Here is an 18,855-nt window from a genome sequence, read left to right on the forward strand (position 1 = left end):
TCTACACGACCGCGTCAGCGGCCTGAGAAACCGTCAGCCCCGGTGTCAACCGAAGTCTGGGCAGACCCAGCCTCCCTCAGACGGGTCGTTTCGGTGGGAGGACACCGCGGCGGTGAGCGTGCCGCTAGGCTGAGTCATGACCCACGGTGCGCTTGCGCACACTCACAGTCCCAAGTTCTGCGGAGGCGATGACAACGGACCCTGACAGCCCAATGCCGAAGCCGAGCGAGACCATGGCCGGTCTCGGCATTATTCAGGAGGCCGACCCGCAACTGCGCAGCCCCGCCCGCCGCTTCGCTCTCCCGGCTGAAGCCGAAGACGCCCGCCGGGTCGTCGCCGCCCTAAGACCGCATCTCATTTGGTTGTGTTGTCGCATGGGCGATATCGTTGGTCGGCGATGACCGATGTGGAGAAGTGGTGTCCGGAGCCGTTGTGGCTGCTTGCGTACCCGCTGTTGCCTGATGCGCCGCAACGCCATCAAGGTGGAGGTCGGCGCCGGCTGGATGATCGTCCGGTGCTGGCTGCGATTCTGTACGTGTTGCAGACCGGTTGTGCCTGGTCAGCGCTGCCGGTCTAGTTCGGGGTCAGTGCTGCGACCGCGCATCGCCGGTTCACCGAGTGGGTCGAGGCGGAGGTGTTCGCCCGGCTGCACCAGCAAGTGCTGGACTTGCTTGGTTCTGCCGGAGCGATCGACTGGTCACGAGCGTCGGTGGACGCGATGCAGATCAGGGCGGTAAAAGGGGGATCTGACCGGCCCCAGCCCGGTTGACCGGGGCAAGCCGGGCTCGAAGATCCACGCGATGAGCGAGCGTGGTGGCCTCCCGTTGGCGGTGGTCATCTCCGCGGCCAACCGTAACGACCACCTGAGTTTCGAGGCGGTGGTCGATGCGGTCGCGCCGGTCGCCGGGCCGGTTGGACGGCCGCGGCGCCGGCCGCGCAAGCTGCACGCGGACAAGGGCTACGACTACCCGTCCTGCTGGAAGGTCCTGCGTAGGCGGGGCATCATTGCCCGGATCGCCCGCCGGGGTATCGAGTCGGCAAGCGGCTGGGACGTTACCGGTACGTCATCGACCGGACCCTCGAGTGGGTTTCCCGGTTCCGTCGGCTTTTACGCCGCTACGAACGCAAGGCCGCCCACTTCCTGGGCTTCACCCAGCTGGCCTGCGCAATCATCTGCTCCCGCCGGGCTGTCAAACTAGATCTTCTCGCGCACAACAACCCCAAATGAGATGTGGTCTAAGCCGATCTGCACGCTGCCAAGGTGCTTGGCCGCAGTCGCCCGGACGCCGGTGACCGGGGCGAACGGCATCGCCGTCGTGGGCGTTCCCGTAGGTTCGACGAGGTAGGCGTGATCGGCAGCCACGGTGAGGCCGAATTGAGCCGCTGTGGTCGGCGCCACCACTACCGCGCGGGTTTTCCCGTCGACGACGTGAACCGAGGCGCCCGGCCAGGGGTTGCGGACCTGCATGTCGTGCGTCGAGCCGGCCTGGATCGCGACCGTTGTCGGCTTGCCGTTCGCTGCCTGGACCGAAACCCGGGTGTTGTGCTGTACCGAGACAGTGCCGGCGACCGCCCATTCGGCGGGCCACGCGGGGGCGACCCGCAGCACTCCGTCGTAGTCCTGCACGAGTGCCTCGTTGAGCGCGGCGGTGAGGACGCCGGACTGTTCGATGTAGGGCTGCTTTCCGCTGCCGCCCTGCCAGGAAGCCATACCGGAGACGAAACCCTGGTACTTCTTCACCATCGTGACCAGACCGTCTCGGACTTCGGAAGCGAGGCCCAGGCGTGCGGCCTGGACCGAGTCGTAGCTCCAGTCCGGCGAATTCCGGTATTGCCGGTTTTGGTACGTGCGAGTCGCGAGGTCGAACAGCGCGCCCGAGGAGTCGGTGACGACGTTGTACGGCCAGACCGCTTCCAGTCCGATGTTCTCGACGTTGTGCTTGGCCACGTTCTGCTGGTAGGAGTCGGCGATCACCGTGGTGCCCGAGGCGTCGCCGGCCTCGGTCAGCTGCTGCGAGTGCGTCGCGGCGTCGGTCCGTGGCAACGGCAGGATCTGGGTGCGGGCGGTGTCGAGCTGGGCCGCGAGGTCGAGGTCGCTGCCCAGTAGCCGGGCGGCCTGCGCCGCCACGGGGAAGAACGCTCGCATGGCGACGATGTCGGTGGTCGGATCTTGGACGTTCCACTGGGTCTCATGCGCGTTGGCGATCGCGTGGCGGTAGCCGTCGGCGCCCACCGGGTGGTAGACCAGCAGGAACTTCGCTGCCTCCCGGATCAGCGGGTAGTGCTCGCGCAGGAAGTCCAGGTCGTCGGTGTGCTGGTACTGCTGCCAGATCCACAGGCCGATCTCGGCGCCGGTGGTCACCGTCCGGCCGTTCCAGGTCGCTCCAGCGGCCAAGTTGCAGGACGAAGCGGTTTTCGGCGTGGTGTCCCTCTGGTAGCCGTTGCCGTTGTACCGCATGGTCTCCGGGACGCAGATGCCCTCGAGTCCACCCATCTGGGCTTTCGTCCAGGCTTGGATCGCGTCGAGGTTGCCCAGGTAGAGGTTGTACAGCGGCGCATTGAGATCCGAGTTGCCTGAGCTGAGGTTGGCCGCGGTCTGCATCCGGAGGTTCCAGAACCAGAATCCGGACGGGTACCACTGCTGGTAGTCCTGGCTGAAGTTGAACAGGTCGCCCACTCCGGCGTGAGATCCCGGCAGTCGGCCACGGCTTTCCGCCGCGTTGGAGTACAGGAACAGCGTGCGGAGATTCTCGAGGTAGTCGGCGGTCCCGTCCGCCGAGGTCATCTTGAACACGCCGGTGCGGCCCCAGAAGTCGTGCCACCACTTCAGGTGTGCACCCCTCAGCGCCGGCCGCCCGGCCGCGCCGTCGCCGCCGAAAAGGACGGCGGCGGTGGCCTGTGCATCGCCGCCGGTCCAGTGCGGCGCGGCGACGACGACTCGGAACGAGCCGTCGGCATGGGGTTGGAACCCGACTTCCGCGGAAGAACCGGCGGCGGTGGCGGCCACGTTGCGACCTCCGGCGGTGATGGCGGCAAGTGTGCCGAAGGCTTGGCCGGAGCCCGTCGTGGCCTTGTCGTCGATCCAGGATTCCGCAAGCGTGGCGATCTTGCCGTTCGCCGTGAGGGTCGGGGTGCGACCGGGCCACAGGCTTACTGCGGCGGTCTGGATACCGGCGGGGTCGGCGCCCGTCACTTCGATGACGAGTTCGTCCTTGTCCGCGCGCACGAAGGCGGTCAGTGACATCCCGCCTCCGGATTCGCGCAGTGTGCCGTCGTAGAGGTCGACGCTGCCCGAGAAGTCAGGTGCACCGGTCAGCTTCGCCAGCCCGGGGATTGTCACCCAACCAGGGGACTTGCGGTCAGGAAAGGTGTCGGTGCGGTTGAGCTGGGCGGTGAACCCGGACGCTGCCCACGCGGCGGCGCCCAGCGTGCCGTTTCCCAGTGGCGCGAACTGGCTCGCCTCGGTGTTCGGCCGGCCCAGCACGATGTTCGACCTGCGCACCACGGACGCCTTGTCGAGGGCGAAGGTGCCGTCGTGCCACGCGGTCGTGACTCCTCCGGCAGCCATCGCGACCGTGTCGGTGGCGAGCAACGTCGGCGCCAGCAGGCACAGAGCGGCGAACAGTAGCGACAGACGACGTCCGGCCATGGCGTTGCTCCTCGGGCGCAAGTCAGTCACGTCGATGTGACTGTGGCGGCGGGGCTTGCGTCCGTAGGTTATACATCGGACCTTTTCTGCAACTCAAGGGTGAAAATTTTCAGTCCCTCGGGGTATGTTCCGGAACTGATCCGATGTATCGGTGGTGACGCCGAGTCAGCGATGGGCTCACGAAGAGTTAGGCGGGCTGATGTGAGGACACCGCCATGATGTCGGCATGGTAACCGTTTTCTAGAGCTGGGTCCGTGTCCCTGTCTCAGGGCAACGCTGCTCAGGGTCGTACTAGGGGGATGAGACCGCCTTGACCTGGGCCGATTGAACGGGTTAGCGTAGTAAACGCTTTCTTGGCGCAGTTACTGTGGACTGTGTGGAGGAGCCAAGTTCGCCTCCTGAAGCAGGAGACCTGCCCGACATCCAATGGAGGATTCGGTGGCCGATCACTCGACGAAGACCATGCCGACGCTGGCTGTGATCGCTCGGGAGGCGGGGGTTTCGGTACCTACGGTGTCGCGGGTGGTCAACGGCCGTGAGGAAGTGGCGGCCGGTACGCGGCAAAAAGTCACCGAGGTGTTGCTTCGGCGCGGTTATGTCCGGCGGCGCAGCGACACGAAGCACAATCCGCGGGAAAGCCCGCTGGTGGACGTCATCCTGCGCGGGTTGCGGAACAGCTACGCGTCCGAACTGCTGAGCGGGATCGAGCAACGCGCGCACGCGGCCGGTCTCGACATCGTGGTGTCCGCGATGGAGGGCTGCGAAGAGCGCGAGCCTCCGAGCCGCGGTTGGCTCGACAAACTCGCTCGCCGCGGAAGCGCGGGCGTGCTGCTCGTGTTCGACGAACCCACCCGCCTCCAGAGTAACTGGCTGGCGGACCACGAGGTTGCGGTGGTCGTGATCGACCCGGTCCGGCCACTCGTTCGAGCACTGCCGTCAGTCGGGTCCACGAATCGCGCCGGCGGATTCTCCGCGGCCGAACACCTGATCGAGCAGGGACACCGGCGGATCGGAGTGATCGCCGGGCCGTCGGCCAGGCTGTACGCCACCGCCAGGATCGAAGGGGCCCGTGCGGCGATCGAGGCCACCGGCGGACGGCTCACCTCGGCGTACGTCAGGCACGGAGAACCCAATCAGGCCGGCGGATATTCGGGGATGTGCCAGTTGCTCGCCCTCGAGGACCCGCCCACTGCCGTCTTCTGCTGCAGCGACACTATGGCGCTCGGTGCTTGTGAGTTGTTGCGTGAACGCGGCATTTCGGTGCCGGACGGTATGAGTGTCGTCGGATTCGATGACACGCCGGAATGTTCATGGCTCCGGCCCGCGTTGACGAGCGTCCGCCAGCCCATCGTCGAGATGGGGGCGGCGGGGTTCGATATGCTCGCGGGCCTGATCGCGGGCGAGCGCCCGAGAGCGGCGCGGCTTGAACTGCCCACCACCCTGATCGTGCGCCACAGCACCGGCAGGCCTCGTAGCTGAAAAATCGAATAGTCGAAATTCCGCAAAATGAACGTCGAGAGAAAATGCGCGCTCGCCGCTGTGGCCGGCCGACCCACCTTCGCCACGTCATGAGCCGGTTGAGAGGCTTATTTCCGCGAGAGGCGTCGACGTCTGAAATTTTCAAGCCTTGACGGGCGGCGTCGACGGGATGAACACTTCTTGGCACGGCTCCCACCGAATCCCTGTCGCGAGATCCTCGCCGGCCGGAGCACAGGGAAGCTTTTCCACGACGTTCGTCCCTCTCGACGATGCTGAGGCCGTCGGCGGCCGAGCGGGAATCCGAATCCCGGCCGGCTGTCCCCGGACCGAGTACCAGGAGTCAACGATGACAGGTTCTGCCTCGTTCAGACGTGCGTCCCCGTCCATGGCCGCGCTTCTCGCCGCGGCTTGCGCGCTGGCGCCACATCCTGCCGCCGAAGCCGGGCAGTCTGGCCCGGTGCGGGTGACGACAGTTCTGCACCCGACGTTCGACACCTACCTGGAAGGCACGAGCACAACGGCCCTGCACTGGCTGCCGACCTTGTTGGTTTCCCATAGGGAAGCCGCGGAAGCCCCCGTGACCCGGTCGGCATTCCTGCGGTTCGACGTCTCGCAGGCCGCTTTGCCGGGCACAGTGGTGGACGCCCGGCTGGAACTGACGCTCCAGGCGGGCGCACCCGATCCAGGTGCCGTCCAGCTCGCCGCGGCACGGGTGGAGACCGACGACTGGACCGTGCCCAACACCGCGGCGGCCACGGACATCGCGGACACGACAGGTCCGCTGGTTCGACGTGGTGATCGGTTCGTCTACTCGGCCGGGGTCGGTGATGCTGCGCGGCAGGACCGGGCCGGGGACGGCGCCTTGTCGCTCAAGGTCTACGCGCCCGCGGCCGGCCCCGCGACGTTGGCGTTCCCCTCGCAGGACGCGGGTGACGGCCCCGAACTGCCGAGCCTGGTCGTCACCACCGCGGTGGACGCGGCAACAGCGAGGGCGCACGCGGCTGCGGCCTCGGACCTGTCGGTTACCCGGCATCAGGTCGACGCGATGCTCCGTCGTCCAGGTGCCGAGCTGAGACTGCGTGAGGAGGCTCCGCTGGGATCCCGGCTCCGGTGGCGATCTTCCGATGAGCAGCTCGTCACCGACAGCGGGCACGTCACCCGGCCGTCCGCGTCCTTGCCGGACGGTTCCGTGCTTCTGGATCTCACTGTGACGCAGGGCGCGGTGACTCTCGTCGACCGGTTCCGGGTGTCGGTCCCGCACAGCGATCAGGTGGCGGCTCCGGTGACTCCTGCCTACGCCGTCCAGCACGTTGCGCTGGAGAGTGGTGCGACGGCGCTGATCGACCGGCAATGGGGTGGGGTTTTCGAGCACGTCCAGTCCCCCGTGCAGCATCTTGACGCGGTGGTCGACGTGCGGCCGGGGGAACGGATCCAGCCGGCGGTGGACGCGATGGGTGCCCGCGGTGGCGGGGTCGTGCACCTCGTCGGAGGCCTGCACCGGGTCCAGGGCCGGATCGATCTGCGCAGCGGAGTCAGCCTCGTCGGTGACGGCCCCGGTCTGACCGTGGTGCAGCAGGACGGCAGCGGAGACACGATCGGCACGACCCTGCGCCAGCTCACCGATGTGGTCCTCAAGGACTTCACCCTCCAGGGCATCCGTGGCGCGGCTTCGGTCAGCAACGGGGTGCTGCTGGCCGGAAGTGACCCGCAGAGCGCGCGACACTCGCGCATCATGCTGCAGAACGTCACGGTCAAGAATTTCGGCAGCATGGGCATCCACATGAAACGGACCGCGAACATCATCCTCGACCGCGTGGCGTCGCTGTACAACGGTGAAGCGAACGGCCTGTTCCACAACCTCTACCTCTTGTACGACAACAATGTGCTGCAGTCGGACACGGATCTTTCCCGGCCGGTTCTCGGCAAGGGAGCCAAGTACACCTCAACCAGCAATGTCCTGGTCCAGCGGGCGAAGATCCGGGACGCGATCGGCAACGGGATCCAGGCCGACGGCCCGGAGGACACCAAGATCCTCTTCTACGACTACACCGTGGCCGGTGCGGGCAAGACGGCGCTCTGGTTCATTTCCGAGGACTTCAAACACCCGACTCCGCCGACCTACGACCCGGCCAACGCGCCGAAACACGTGATTCTGGCGAAGTCACACATCACCGGCAACTTGCGCGGCGGGGTGTGGAAAGCGCTGACCGACGTCTATGTCGTCGACACCGTGTTCGCCAACCGGCAGAGCGATCTGATGCTGCTGAACACGCAGCCCGTCTTCGTTCGGACCGGCTTCTCCATTGCACCCACCTATCACACCGATCCGAACGACCTGCCCTTGTACTAGCTGACCTGGCCGGGAAAGGGGTGCGGAGTACCAGATCGCCGGATCAGGGGGCCGGCGAGTTCGCTTCGGCGGCTGAAAGTGGCCGCGTGACCCAGCAAGTATGTCTTTCCGTCCCGACGATGTGAGGGGAAGAGCTCGTGAAAAACAATGAAACCGTCCTTCAGTGCAGGTCGAATCAGCGGCGGCGGCCGTGGTCGATCAGTGCGCCAGTCGTTCTCGCTGCCACGATGGTGATGGTGTCAGGTGTGGGCGGGGTCGCCGAGGCCGTGACGAAGACCGACACCGCCACCATGAAGGCGACGTCCTTCGAGGACGGGCTGATGTCGCCGTTCTCCGTGTGCACGACGCAGAGCCCCAACTACGCCCGTGTGGAAACGGCGTTCGGAACCAAGGCGACGAAGTTCTTCTGGACGCAGTCGGGCTACGACGGGACGCGAATGGATCGCGGAGCCGAAGCGTGCAGCGACTTGAAGGTCTACAAGGAAGGGTGGTACGGCCTCAAGCTCCTGCTGCCCTCGTCGGGCTATCCCCGCGATAAGACAACCATCGTCGGTCAAATCTTCGACAGTGGCGGGTGCAGCTCCTGGGCGGGCATCCTGATCGTGCAGAACAACGAGTTGTGGCTCGAACACCGCGGGGCCTGCGTCACGTCGACCACCCGCACGCGCCTCGACTCCGACATCCCGCGCGACACGTGGCTGCCGATCCGGATCCACTACGTGATCTCGAAGGCGAACGCGGGCCGGATCGAAGTCTGGTACCGCGGAGCCCCGAAGGCGACACCGACCTATCGGGCCACCGGCATCAATTTCGCGTCGTGGGGTCAGTACACCTCGAGCGACGAACTGGCCAAGGTGGCCGACAACCAGATCGGCCTCAAATTCGGCATGTACTGCGCCGACTACGCGAACTACACCGCGGGTGAGACCCGCGTGCTGTACTACGACAACATCGCCCAGCTGGCGGGCAACCCGTCCAATGCCTTCGATTTGGTCAACCCCAACTGATCGCCGGACCTCGGCAACGGCGTACGCCCCGTCGGGCGCCGTTGCCGAGACGCGGTCTCCGCCTCCCGGTGTATCCGTCCTGAAACGAACCGCGTCCGCCTTCCCGGAACCACGTCAAAGAGGACAGCAAATGGTGATTCCCACTCCCTGGCGTCCAGCCGTACCAGCGGTACTCACGGTCGTCGCGCTGGGTGCGCTCACGTGCCCGGCATCGGCGGCCGTCCCCGAGAGCGACCACGTGTACGCACTCCAGTCCGTCTCCACCGGCAAGAATGCCGATGTCCGGTTCGACTCACTCGCCGACGGCGCCGCGGTGGTAGCCAGGGTGCCGAACGGCAACCCCAACCAGCTCTGGCAAACGGTGGATGCGGGCAACGGCACCGTCACGTTCGTTGCTCTGAACAGCGGAAAATGCCTCGACGTGTCCCGCGGATCCAGCGCGCCGGGCGCCAAGCTGATCCAGTACACCTGCCACGGCGGCACCAACCAGGCCTGGACGCTCGGCGCCCCCGACGCTGCCGGAGCCCGCCGGATCACCTCGGTGCGCAGCGGCCTGTGCCTCGATCTCGACAGGGCCACCCAGCAGCGGCTCGTGCAGGCGACCTGTGGTACCGCCGGCAGCCAGCAGTGGAAGCTGCCCGAGCGCAATCGCGTCCCGGCGTGGGGTCCGGCTCAGGTCGCGGCGGGGCGCGCCTTCACCGACCAGACCGTCCGCATGATCGCCCACACCGGCGTCGCCGGTGCCGGGCTGCGGATCCGGTTGTCCAACCTCCGGAGCGCAGTGGCACTCGACGTCGGCAAGGTCGATGTGGCCCTGCGCGACACCGGAGGCACCACGGTGGCGGGCTCGCATCGCACGGTCACGTTCAACCGTTCCACCACCCCCACTCTCGCCGCGGGGGCAGAACTGGAGAGCGACGTCATCCCGCTGGCCGTCACCGCGGGCCAGGACCTGGTGATCAGTGTCTACTTGCCCGGTACCACCGGCGCGTCGACCTACCACGCAAACGCGCACGAGACGACCTACATCTCCACCGCGGGCGACTTCACCACTGATGACGCCCTGACCAACTACACGACCACCGCGCAGTCGTGGTTCTACCTCGCGGGCCTCGACGTGGTGGCGCCCCAAGCCGACTCCACCGTCGTCGCGGTCGGCGACTCGATCACCGACGGATCCAGAGCCAGCGACGGCCAGAACAAGCGCTGGCCCGATTTCCTGGCGCGGCGCCTGCAGGCCGAGCCCGGCGGCCAGCGCCTCGCCGTCGCCAACGCCGGCATCGGTGGCAACAAGGTGCTCAGCAACGCCGGCGTCGGTCAGGGGCAGAGCCTGCTCGCGCGCTTCGCCCACGACGTACTCGGTGAGCCGGGCGTGAAGGACGTGATCATCTACGAAGGAATCAATGATCTGACCAGCGGCAAAGGAACAGGCGGCGCGGCGCTCACCGCCGACATGTTCTTCACCGCTTTCCAGTCACTGATCGACCAGGCGCACGCGAAGGGGGTCCGCGTGATCGGCGCCACCATCCCGCCGCGCAATGCCCACACCGCCGCGATCAACGCCATCAGGGTTGCGGTCAACGACTGGATTCTCACCAGCGGGGCGTTCGACGCCACGGTCGATCTCGACCTGGTGCTGCGGGACCCGGCCACCCCCACCCACCTGTTGCCCGCCTACGACAGCGGCGACGGCCTGCATCCCAACGACGTGGGGATGGAAGCCATCGCCAACGCGATCGACCTGAGCCAGCTGCGTTCCTAGTCCTTTCCGCTCGTCCGTCCCCTGCAACCGCTCGGTGTGAAGCGTGCCGATGCCGGACCAGTGACCTGCGACGTTGGGCAGCCGGCTTTCCGGGTGGCCACCGTGTCCTTGAAGATCATGCTTACAATGCGGAGGAGTGAGGCATGAAGACGGCGTGCCGGTGCGAGCCGGCGGCGGTTGATTGTCGTGCGGGGGCTGCGACCGGGTCGCACTCCGTGCTGGAGCTGCCCCTGACCGGGCTCCCACCCGGAGACGAGGTTCGCTTTCCGCCTGGCGAAAGCTCGACTCCCCGCGCGAGCCGACCCGGGCCCGCGCGGCCGCACTGCGTGCCCGCCGACGAAACCGGGACCGTTCGGGTGTGCCGTGAATCCAAGCCGTAGGTATCGCGCTGGTCAGCGCCGAACCTGGCTGAGAAGGGCCCAAAGATGACGTCTGCCGGAACCGTGGTGCGCAATCCGATTCTGCCGGGGTTCCACCCCGACCCGTCGATCCTGCGGGTCGGCCCGGACTACTACATCGCCACCAGCACCTTCGAATGGTTCCCGGGCATCCGGCTGCACCACTCGGCGGATCTCGCCAGGTGGAGGCCCGTCGGCTACGCCCTGGCCGACCGGGCCGCACTCGACCTGCGCGGGGTGCCGGACTCCGGCGGGGTCTGGGCGCCGTCGCTGAGCTACCACGGCGGGCTGTTCTGGCTCGTCTACGCCGTCGTGCACAGCGAGCGGGGACCGTTCAAGGATCTGGACGTCCACCTGGTCACGGCGACCTCCGTCGACGGTCCCTGGTCGGCGCCGCTCGAGCTCGGTTCGGGCGGGTTCGACCCTTCGGTCTTCCACGACGAGGACGGACGGCATTGGCTGCTCAACATGAGCTGGGACCACCGCGCCGGCCGGCCGGCGTTCGCCGGGATCGTGCTCCAGGAGCTGGACCCGGACAACGGCGGTCTGGTCGGGCCGCGCCGGACGATCCACACCTCCGACGAGCTGATCGAAGGACCGAACCTCTACCGCCGGGACGGCTGGTACTACTTGATGCTCGCCGTAGGCGGCACCGGCTGGAACCACGGCATCACCATGGTGAGGTCGCGCCGGCTCGACGGCCCGTACGAGCCGGACCCGCGGGGGCCGTTGCTGACCTCGAGGGACAATGCGCACCTGCGCTGGCAGAAGGCCGGCCACGGTGAGCTGGTCGAGACCGAGTCGGGGGAGTGGTATCTGGTGCACCTGGCCAGCCGTCCGCTCACGGTGTCCGGGGAACGGCGGTGCATGCTCGGTCGCGAAACCTGCCTGCAACGGGTTGAGTGGACCGGAGACGGCTGGCTGCGTCTGACCGGTGGTGGTCATTGGCCGGCGGAGACGGTCGTGGTGCCGGGCCGCGCCGGGCCGCGGTGGCACCGTCGCGAGCGGGACGACTTCACCACCGGAGTCCTGGACGGCGAATGGAATTCTTTGCGCCAGCCGGTTAGTGAACGGTGGCTGAGCCTCGCCGAGCGACCGGGCCGGCTGCGGCTGCGGGGCCGGCACAGCCTGCATTCGCGGTCGGCGCAGACCCTGGTCGCGCAACGGTTGACCGGTGAGCGCGTCGAGGCCACGACGGCAGTCCAGTTTTCCCCCGAACACCCTGGTCAACAGGCGGGTTTGGTGTGCTGGTACGACACCGGTTCGCACTTCTTCCTGGGCGTGACCGCGGGAGACGATGGACCGGTGATCATCCTGTCCACAACGGACCTGGGCGAGTACACCGAGTACGATCCCGGGTTCCGCGTTCCGGCCGGCACGCTGATCCACCTCCGGGCCACGATCGACCGCGGACGGCTCCGGTTCGCCGTGTCCGAAAGCGGAGCTGGCTGGAAGCCCGTCGGGCCGGAGTTCGATGCCGGGATCCTGTCCGACGACCACGGGACGGCTCTGCGATTCACCGGTGCCTTCGCCGGGCTCGCGGCGCACGACCCGGTGAGCGGCTGCCTGCCGGCCGACTTCGCCTACTTCGAGTTGAAGTGCACCTGATCCCGAAAACGTGGCGATGTATCGGATTACAGGAAGGTGCGCAGGTGGCCCAGTTGACGCTCGAGGTGTGACCTCGCGACGTCGTGTCCGCCGAACGGCGAGATGAGCAGTTCCTTGGGCGCGTTGATCTCGTGGAACGCGGCGTACACGGTCGAAGGTGGGCAGACTTCGTCCATCAGACCCACGCTGAGCAGACATCGCGCGGTGATCCTGCGCGCCAGTAGCGCACAGTCGACGTACCTCAAGGTGTCGAGCGCGGCCGGCACCAGATCCACGTGCTGGGCCAAGAAACCGGCGATCTCGGTGTAGGGAGGCTGGCCGGCCAACGTGATCGCGCGCTGAAAGTCGCAGAGGAACGGTACGTCGGCTTGGCAGACCTTGACGGCGTCGCCGCTCAAGGCGGCTGCCGCGAGGGCCAGCCCGCCGCCTTGGCTCCCGCCCCGTACCGCGATCCGGTTGCCATCCACGCCGTCGAGCTCTCCCGCTACCTCGACCGCGCGCACGGCGTCCGTGATCAGCCTGGTGACGTAGTACGTCCGCGGATCGGCGATGCCGCGGGTCATCACCCCCGGGGCTTCCGGGCCACCGGAGTTCCCGCCGGGATCTCCGGTGGCGCCGATCGTCCAGCGCCCACCCTGGCCACGCACGTCCATCACGAGGACCGCGAACCCTGCGGAGGGCAGGGCGGTGTGATCGATCGGCAGACCGCGACCGCCGCCGTACCCGACGAAGGTGACGACCGTGGGCAGCTCGACATCGGCCGAGGCGGGCGGGCGAAGGTACCAACCGCGGATGCGATCACCGTCCGCCCCGGAGAACTCGAGGTCGAAGGCGGGCAGGGGACCGTAGATCTCAGGTTCGTGCCGGGTGATGCGGATCGGTTTCGCCATCGCGCGCGACTCGGCCAGCTGGGTCGCCCACCAGGTGTCCAGTTCGGGCGGTTCGGGAGTGGTGACCCGGTAAGCCGCCAAGTCGGCCGGAGACAGGTCGTACTGGGGCACTACGCCTCCCGGGGTTTCGCAGGTATCCGTCGCAGACTATCAACGCCCGAGGTGATCGACAACGCATTCGATCCGCGCGGGCGAGCGTGATGTCAGCCTCAGGCCGGGCGGCAAAGGCCTTGCCGCCGATCGGTGAACGTTCTACTCTCAGCTCGGAGAAAGCGCTTTCTAAACACTGCAAAGGACAGTGTGCACGCGCCCCGTCGCCGTCGGCGGGCTGGCTGCCGAGCTGGGCGATGTCTGCGCGAGGCCGCCACTTTCCGACGTGACCAAGACGACTTACGTGCGCATTTTTGCCGGCGTTTCGCTGATGATATCCGCGTCGGGAACCACCGGATCGGGCCTCGGATTTTTGCTGCAGTACCAAGATGTCCCCGTCGTGAGAGCTTGGTTCTTCGGCGGTGCGACGTGGCGGGGTTCCGGCGAGGCCGAAATTCGGCTCGGCTCACGGTGCTGTCGAATGCCCGCTGGGTCACCTGAGACCGCTCCGGTGCGGCCTCAGCGGTGGCGCCCACCGCGTCCGCCGCCGTTGCCTCCGATCTGGTAACCCAACGTGACAGTGGTTGGTGGCGGGGTGTCCGCCGGCTCTGAGGACGGATCCTGCGAAGGCGGGATTGTGGCCGTCACCACGGGCTCGTCCGTAGTGGACGCTGCCGGCACGGGCTGCGTTGCCGGCATGACCGCCCTGGACGCAGTCGCCTCGGTCGTGGGCGGGAGAGGCGCGTCGGAGGGGGGAGCTGAAGTGGCAGAGAAGGTGGCGGGTTCCAGTGGGGCGAACGGCGGTAGGGGGCGACTGTCGTCGGAGTTGTTCAACCCTGCCGCCAGTAACACCGCGGCGGCTAGCACTGTGAGTGCGCCGGAAATCAGGGCTTTGCGACGGGTCCGGGAGCCAGCCGGACCGGACCCGGCTTTCTCGTCGGTGCGCCGCTCGACTCGGCTACGGCCGGCCGTGACTTCGCGGGCCAGTCGAATTCCGGGTCGGCCGGTCATGGCGATTTGGTCCACTGTGGACCCGCGCAGGCCGATGGTTCTTGCTTGTGCTCCGGTTTCCTTCAGCAGCTGCTCGACCGTGACTCGATCTCGGCGCTTGCGTCCGGTCCGCGTCATGACATCCCCTCCTGCTGCCCGAACCCTGGTACCCACACGTTGCATGACCGAGATCGGTTGGTCAAGAGGGTCGGCGGCTGGGGGTGATAAGCAGATCGTGATATCGGTGTTACTTCTCGAATATCTGAGTTTCGGTGAAGAGTTAATCGTTGCGGAATGGATCGGGGCGCCCGAGACGTGTAGCTGTTCGGCGGTGCATGAGAAGAGGTGGTACGGCTTGATCGATGTGCCGGTACGCACCGATTTCGAGGTTCTCCGGTTTGAGTCGCATGGCCACCCACCCGTCACAACCAGGCTGGTAAGGCCGGCAGATCGGGCGGCGCGTTCCGGCCGGTCAGCCAGGCGGTGGCGGCGGCAAGCGACAGCTCCACCCGTCGGGGCGGCCCGTCGCCGGGAAGTTCCCGCACCGCGTCCGGGGTGACGAGCCGCACCGCCGGTCCCGGCCGGGCCGCTCGCCAGGCCACGACGTCGTCGAGCAGTGCGATGCAGAACGCGTCGGGCAGGTCGTCCACGGTCATTCCGGCGTCCAGATCAACGGCGTGCACCTGCACCTCGCGAGCACGCAGCCAGAGCACCTCGCGGGCAGCGATCGTACGTCCCTGGGCGGTGACGACCTGGGCGGACCACGCACCCTCAGGGAGCTCGGCACACTGCTCGGCGAGGGCGCCGGCGGTTCCGACCAGTCGCGCCCGCAACTGCTCGGCGGGAAGCCGGGCGCCGGCCTCGATCTCCGCCTCGCGTTGTTCCGTCGATGCGTACATCGGTGCTGGCTGTCCACTGCGAGCCCAGTGTAGAAGGCGACCGAGCGCCTCTGCGTTCGATGCCACGTGTGCCACCAGGTGCCGCCGCGTCCATCCCGGCAGCCGGCTCGGGGCCGCGAGCTGCCGATCAGTGAGCTGATTGACCGCGCTCAGAAGGTCGGCGGTACCTTCGTCGACCCAGGATGCGATCGCCGTCACCGGAGCACCCCGGTCAGCGCGCGAGCGACGCTTCGTCGCCAGGTCGGTCGGTACTCGAACCTGTTCCCGCGGTTTCTGATTCTGGTGCGTCGAGTGGTCACCCGCATGTTGGCGCTCCTTCCACCTGGACACGGTCTGCGTGGAGGCGCTCGAAGATGGGTGTGTCACTGAACCGGAACAGATCCAGGCCGTTGGTGGCCGTAATCGTGAGCGGGGCCCACGACGGGACACTCACGAGGTCACCGCGTTCGACCCGGAACTTCTGCTCCCCGATCCGGACGACGCCGGTGCCGTCGAAGACCTGCCATACGGCCGAGCCGACCTCGCGGCGGGTGGCGGTGGTGCTGCCGGGCAGGAGCCGGTGCATTTCGGCGCGGATCGTGGGCAGGACGTCGCCCCCCGTCGTGGGGTTGGAGAAGCGGACCGCGGCGTGGCCGGCCTCCACCACGCCGGGATGGCCCGCGGCCTCGAGCGCGAGCTGATCGGCCAGCGCCGCGTCGGTGTGTTCCCACCGGTAGGCCGCCAGCGGCGAGCTGCCGGCCGGGCCAGGCTGAGAGACAGGCCGCAGTCCTGGATGCGCCCAGAGCTGCTCTCCGCGGGAGCGGGCGGGCGTCGACCGGTCGGAGATGCTGTCGGGCCCGAATTCGAAGAAGGCGGAGCCGGTGGTGTGCACGAAGGGGATGTCGAGGCCGTCGAGCCAGGCCATCGGCTCGTCGCTCTCGTTGTGGTGGCCGTGGAAGTGCCAGCCGGGGGTGAGCAGGAAGTCGCCGCGGCGCATGGCGACCGGGTCGCCGTCGACGACGGTCCACACTCCTGTGCCCTCGATGACGAATCGGAACGCGTGCTGGGTGTGGCGGTGGACCGGAGCGTCCTCGCGTGGGTTGAGGTACTGGATTGCGGCCCACAGCGTGGGGGTCGCGTAGGGGGCGCCACCCAGTCCGGGATTGGCCAGGGCGATCGCCCTGCGCTCGCCACCGCGGCCGAGCGGCACCAGCTCGCCCGACCGGCGAGCCAGTCGCAGCAGGTTCTGCCATCGCCACGCATGTCCGTGTGCGGTCGGCCGCGGGCTGCTCGGCATGAGATCGCCGATCTCGGTCCACAGCGGGACGAGCAACTCCTCCTCGAAATCGCGGTAGAGCTCGTCCAGCTCCGGCGTAGGTGTCGGCTGGCCGGGGCCGTCCGTCGCGGTCAGCGAAACTGGCGAGTCCACGTAGGTCATGACAGCGGTCCCTTCTAGGTTGTGGGGTGCCCAGCGTGGCCGCGAGACCCAGCAGCCGCCGAGAACTTCACCCCATGACGTCGACGGTATCGACGTTCTGGAGAGGAGAAGCAATAATTCTGTTGTGAAGAACAAACCGGCTTACGGCATTGAATCCGTCGATCACGCCTTGCAGCTGGCGACGCTGCTGCAGGAGGAAGGTTCGATGCGGGTCACCGACTGCGCCCAACGGCTCGGAGTGGCTCGGTCGACGGCGCACCGGCTGCTCGCGATGCTCGTCTACCGCGACTTCGCCGAGCAGGATGCCGACCGCCGCTACACCGCCGGGCCGGTGCTGCGCAGATCTGCCGCCCCCGAGCCCGCAGCCGACCTGCGCCGGCTCGCCCTGCCGCACCTGCAAGCGCTGTCGGAACGCACCGGCGAAACCGTCAACTTGATGCTGGTGCTCGACGATCAGGCCCGGTTCGTCGCCTCCGTCGAGTGCTCGCAGGTGCTGCGGGTCGGGAACCGTGAGGGCCGGATGCTTCCCGCCCACCTCACCTCCGGGGGCCGTGCGGTACTCGCCACCCGATCCGTCGAAGAGGTCACCAGCCTCTACTCGACGCCCGACTCGCCCGTTGCCGACGTCGCGACACTGTTGCGCGAACTGCGACGGATCCGCCGGCAGGACTTCGCGGTCAACGACCAGCGCACGGAACCCGGCGTGACCGCGATCGGCAAGGCGGTGCGCGTCCCGATGGGGGCCCCGCCGGCGGCTGTGTCGCTCGCCATGCCCACTGCGCGATACCGGCACGACAAGCTCAGGGGCTGGGTGGAGAATCTCGCGACGACAGCGGGCCGGATCGAACAGGAACTCATGTCCCGGGCTAGTTGACACGGCATTCGCGCTTCGGGCAGTCATCCCATCGTGTCATCGCTTACGCGTGAGCCTGCTGACAGTACGCAACTCGGATGGCTACTGTCGCAGCGCGCGGCACAACGGAAGGTGGTGAGCGGGCTGAAAGGGAAGCAGAGCAGCCGATCGGGCCCCGCCACGGCGGCCTTGACGTCGCTCGTGGGCGGCCTCCGTCCGACGGGGGACATCTCCGCGCCGCCGGACGAAGAAACGGAGGGTTCCGCCGTCCGTGCCTGGGCGGCCGAGGTCGCCGAGGCCACGGCCGCCATGACCGCCGACGCGGACGCCGACCTTCCCGATCTACCACTGGCGCAGATACGGCGCGCCGCTGAAGACATGCTGCTGCGGATTATGGAGGAGCTCTCGGGAGGGGCTACCGACATCCGGCTGAGCGTCGCGCAAGATGAGATGGCGCGGTACTCGGCGGCCCGGGACATCCCGTTCGAGCGCATGGTGGCGGGGCTCCGGCTCGCGCAGTCCTACTGGGCTGATCTCCTGCTCGCCGAGGTGGGCAGAACCGGCCACTGGGAGATCGCACCGGCGGTCGTCAAGGCAGTAACCCGGCAAGTCGACGCTGTCGTCAACGCCTCCGTCCGGGCTTATCTGAGCGAGCGCGAACGCTTGCTGACCAGCGCCGCCGCGCGGCGTGGCGACCTGGTGGACGCGCTGCTGGCCGGGCACCCCGTGGACTCCGCGGAATGCCGCATCCATCTGGGTGTGGAACTGGAGCACCAGCACCTGGCGATGATCATCCGCGATGTCTCGGCGGTGCACAGCACGGCAATGGGGACAGAACTCCTGCGGACCGCCGACCGGGCGGCACGCGCCGTAGGCGCGGCGACGTCCCTGCTGCACCAGCCATCCCCGGATACCGTGTGGCTCTGGGCGTCCCATCCGCGCGTTCTGTCCGCCGATGAGCTCACCGGCCAGGAGGCGGCCGTCCGCAGGCTGGGCCAGCGGCTGGCGGCGGGCTCGCCGCGGGCCGGAGCCGCTGGCTTGCGCCACAGCCATCGCGACGCGCTGGCCGCCGACCGCATGCCGTTGCCGCACGACGGCGGGTCCGCCGTCGTGCGGTACCGCGACGTCGATCTCTCCGCTCTCCTCGGCGCCGACCTCGAGCGGGCGCGGTGGTTCGTGCGGGACCACCTTGGCGGGCTGGCCGACGCCGTCGCGGACATGGAAGAGCTGCGCAAGACCCTCACCCACTACTACCGGGCCAACATGAGCCTGGTTGCCGCCGCCGCGCCGTTGCACGTGCACCGCAACACGGTGGTGTACCGGCTGCGGCGCGTCGAGCAGATCCTCGGGCATCCGGTCACCGAGAGGTCGCTCGAGGTCCGTTGTGCCCTCCTCCTCGTTGAGCGGTTCGGTGCCGGTGTACTGACCGAGGGCGACTGACCGCATCGCTCCGGGCAATGACC

General features: G+C 67.7%; 11 protein-coding genes and 1 pseudogene. 8 read left to right on the plus strand and 4 right to left on the minus strand.

Features of this window, described 5'->3' with window-relative positions; genetic code table 11:
- Positions 1 to 397: 397 nt before the first annotated feature.
- Positions 398 to 1,228: pseudogene (locus C2L58_RS16595) on the plus strand (IS5 family transposase).
- Here the strand turns inward: C2L58_RS16595 and C2L58_RS16600 are convergent.
- Positions 1,196 to 3,649 (minus strand): glycosyl hydrolase family 95 catalytic domain-containing protein, encoded by a 2,454-nt coding sequence (locus C2L58_RS16600; RefSeq protein WP_103338484.1) that lies wholly within the window; start codon positions 3,647 to 3,649, stop codon positions 1,196 to 1,198. The pseudogene C2L58_RS16595 and the gene C2L58_RS16600 overlap by 33 nt on opposite strands.
- Before the next feature lie 438 nt (positions 3,650 to 4,087).
- On the opposite strand from C2L58_RS16600, the gene C2L58_RS16605 reads away from it, so the two are divergent.
- The 5 genes from C2L58_RS16605 to C2L58_RS16625 all read left to right on the plus strand — a co-directional run bounded on the left by C2L58_RS16605 (position 4,088) and on the right by C2L58_RS16625 (position 12,253).
- Positions 4,088 to 5,128 (plus strand): LacI family DNA-binding transcriptional regulator, encoded by a 1,041-nt coding sequence (locus tag C2L58_RS16605; protein ID WP_233225764.1) that lies wholly within the window; start codon positions 4,088 to 4,090, stop codon positions 5,126 to 5,128.
- Between the two features lie 148 nt (positions 5,129 to 5,276).
- Positions 5,277 to 7,478, plus strand: a complete 2,202-nt coding sequence (locus tag C2L58_RS16610; protein ID WP_146073609.1) for an immunoglobulin-like domain-containing protein — start codon at positions 5,277 to 5,279, stop codon at positions 7,476 to 7,478.
- A gap of 245 nt (positions 7,479 to 7,723) precedes the next feature.
- The gene (locus tag C2L58_RS16615) at positions 7,724 to 8,485 is read left to right on the plus strand and encodes a heparin lyase I family protein (RefSeq protein WP_158264130.1); all 762 of its coding nucleotides are present in this window, start codon (positions 7,724 to 7,726) and stop codon (positions 8,483 to 8,485) included.
- Between the two features lie 130 nt (positions 8,486 to 8,615).
- Positions 8,616 to 10,247, plus strand: a complete 1,632-nt coding sequence (locus tag C2L58_RS16620) for an RICIN domain-containing protein (protein ID WP_158264131.1) — start codon at positions 8,616 to 8,618, stop codon at positions 10,245 to 10,247.
- Between the two features lie 446 nt (positions 10,248 to 10,693).
- Complete coding sequence (locus C2L58_RS16625; protein ID WP_199191297.1) at positions 10,694 to 12,253, plus strand: glycoside hydrolase family 43 protein; 1,560 nt, start codon at positions 10,694 to 10,696, stop codon at positions 12,251 to 12,253.
- 26 nt (positions 12,254 to 12,279) lie between these two features.
- Here C2L58_RS16625 and C2L58_RS16630 read toward each other — a convergent pair whose 3' ends face one another.
- The 3 genes from C2L58_RS16630 to C2L58_RS16640 all read right to left on the minus strand — a co-directional run bounded on the left by C2L58_RS16630 (position 12,280) and on the right by C2L58_RS16640 (position 16,539).
- Positions 12,280 to 13,254, minus strand: coding sequence for an acetylxylan esterase (locus C2L58_RS16630; RefSeq protein WP_103338490.1), 975 nt, complete (start codon positions 13,252 to 13,254; stop codon positions 12,280 to 12,282).
- Positions 13,255 to 14,645: 1,391 nt separating this feature from the next.
- On the minus strand, positions 14,646 to 15,320 hold the full coding sequence (locus C2L58_RS16635; protein WP_103338491.1) for a maleylpyruvate isomerase family mycothiol-dependent enzyme: 675 nt from the start codon (positions 15,318 to 15,320) through the stop codon (positions 14,646 to 14,648).
- A 97-nt stretch (positions 15,321 to 15,417) separates the two neighbouring features.
- Entirely contained in the window at positions 15,418 to 16,539 is a 1,122-nt protein-coding gene (locus tag C2L58_RS16640) for a cupin domain-containing protein (RefSeq protein WP_103338492.1), read from the minus strand.
- Between the two features lie 124 nt (positions 16,540 to 16,663).
- On the opposite strand from C2L58_RS16640, the gene C2L58_RS16645 reads away from it, so the two are divergent.
- Together C2L58_RS16645 and C2L58_RS16650 are read left to right on the plus strand one after the other, a co-directional pair.
- Positions 16,664 to 17,413, plus strand: a complete 750-nt coding sequence (locus C2L58_RS16645) for an IclR family transcriptional regulator (RefSeq protein WP_199191298.1) — start codon at positions 16,664 to 16,666, stop codon at positions 17,411 to 17,413.
- Between the two features lie 114 nt (positions 17,414 to 17,527).
- Positions 17,528 to 18,832: a PucR family transcriptional regulator gene (locus C2L58_RS16650; protein WP_103338494.1), complete on the plus strand. Its 1,305-nt coding sequence runs from the start codon at positions 17,528 to 17,530 to the stop codon at positions 18,830 to 18,832.
- Positions 18,833 to 18,855: the final 23 nt, after the last annotated feature.

The organism is Amycolatopsis sp. CA-126428, from assembly GCF_002904335.1.
Classification (GTDB): domain Bacteria; phylum Actinomycetota; class Actinomycetes; order Mycobacteriales; family Pseudonocardiaceae; genus Amycolatopsis.

Excerpts from the sequence above, each read along its gene's own strand:
- C2L58_RS16600 (WP_103338484.1), bottom strand. The coding sequence starts at position 3,649 with ATGGCCGGACGTCGTCTGTCGCTACTGTTCGCCGCTCTGTGCCTGCTG.
- C2L58_RS16620 (WP_158264131.1), top strand. The coding sequence starts at position 8,616 with ATGGTGATTCCCACTCCCTGGCGTCCAGCCGTACCAGCGGTACTCACG.
- C2L58_RS16640 (WP_103338492.1), bottom strand. The coding sequence starts at position 16,539 with ATGACCTACGTGGACTCGCCAGTTTCGCTGACCGCGACGGACGGCCCC.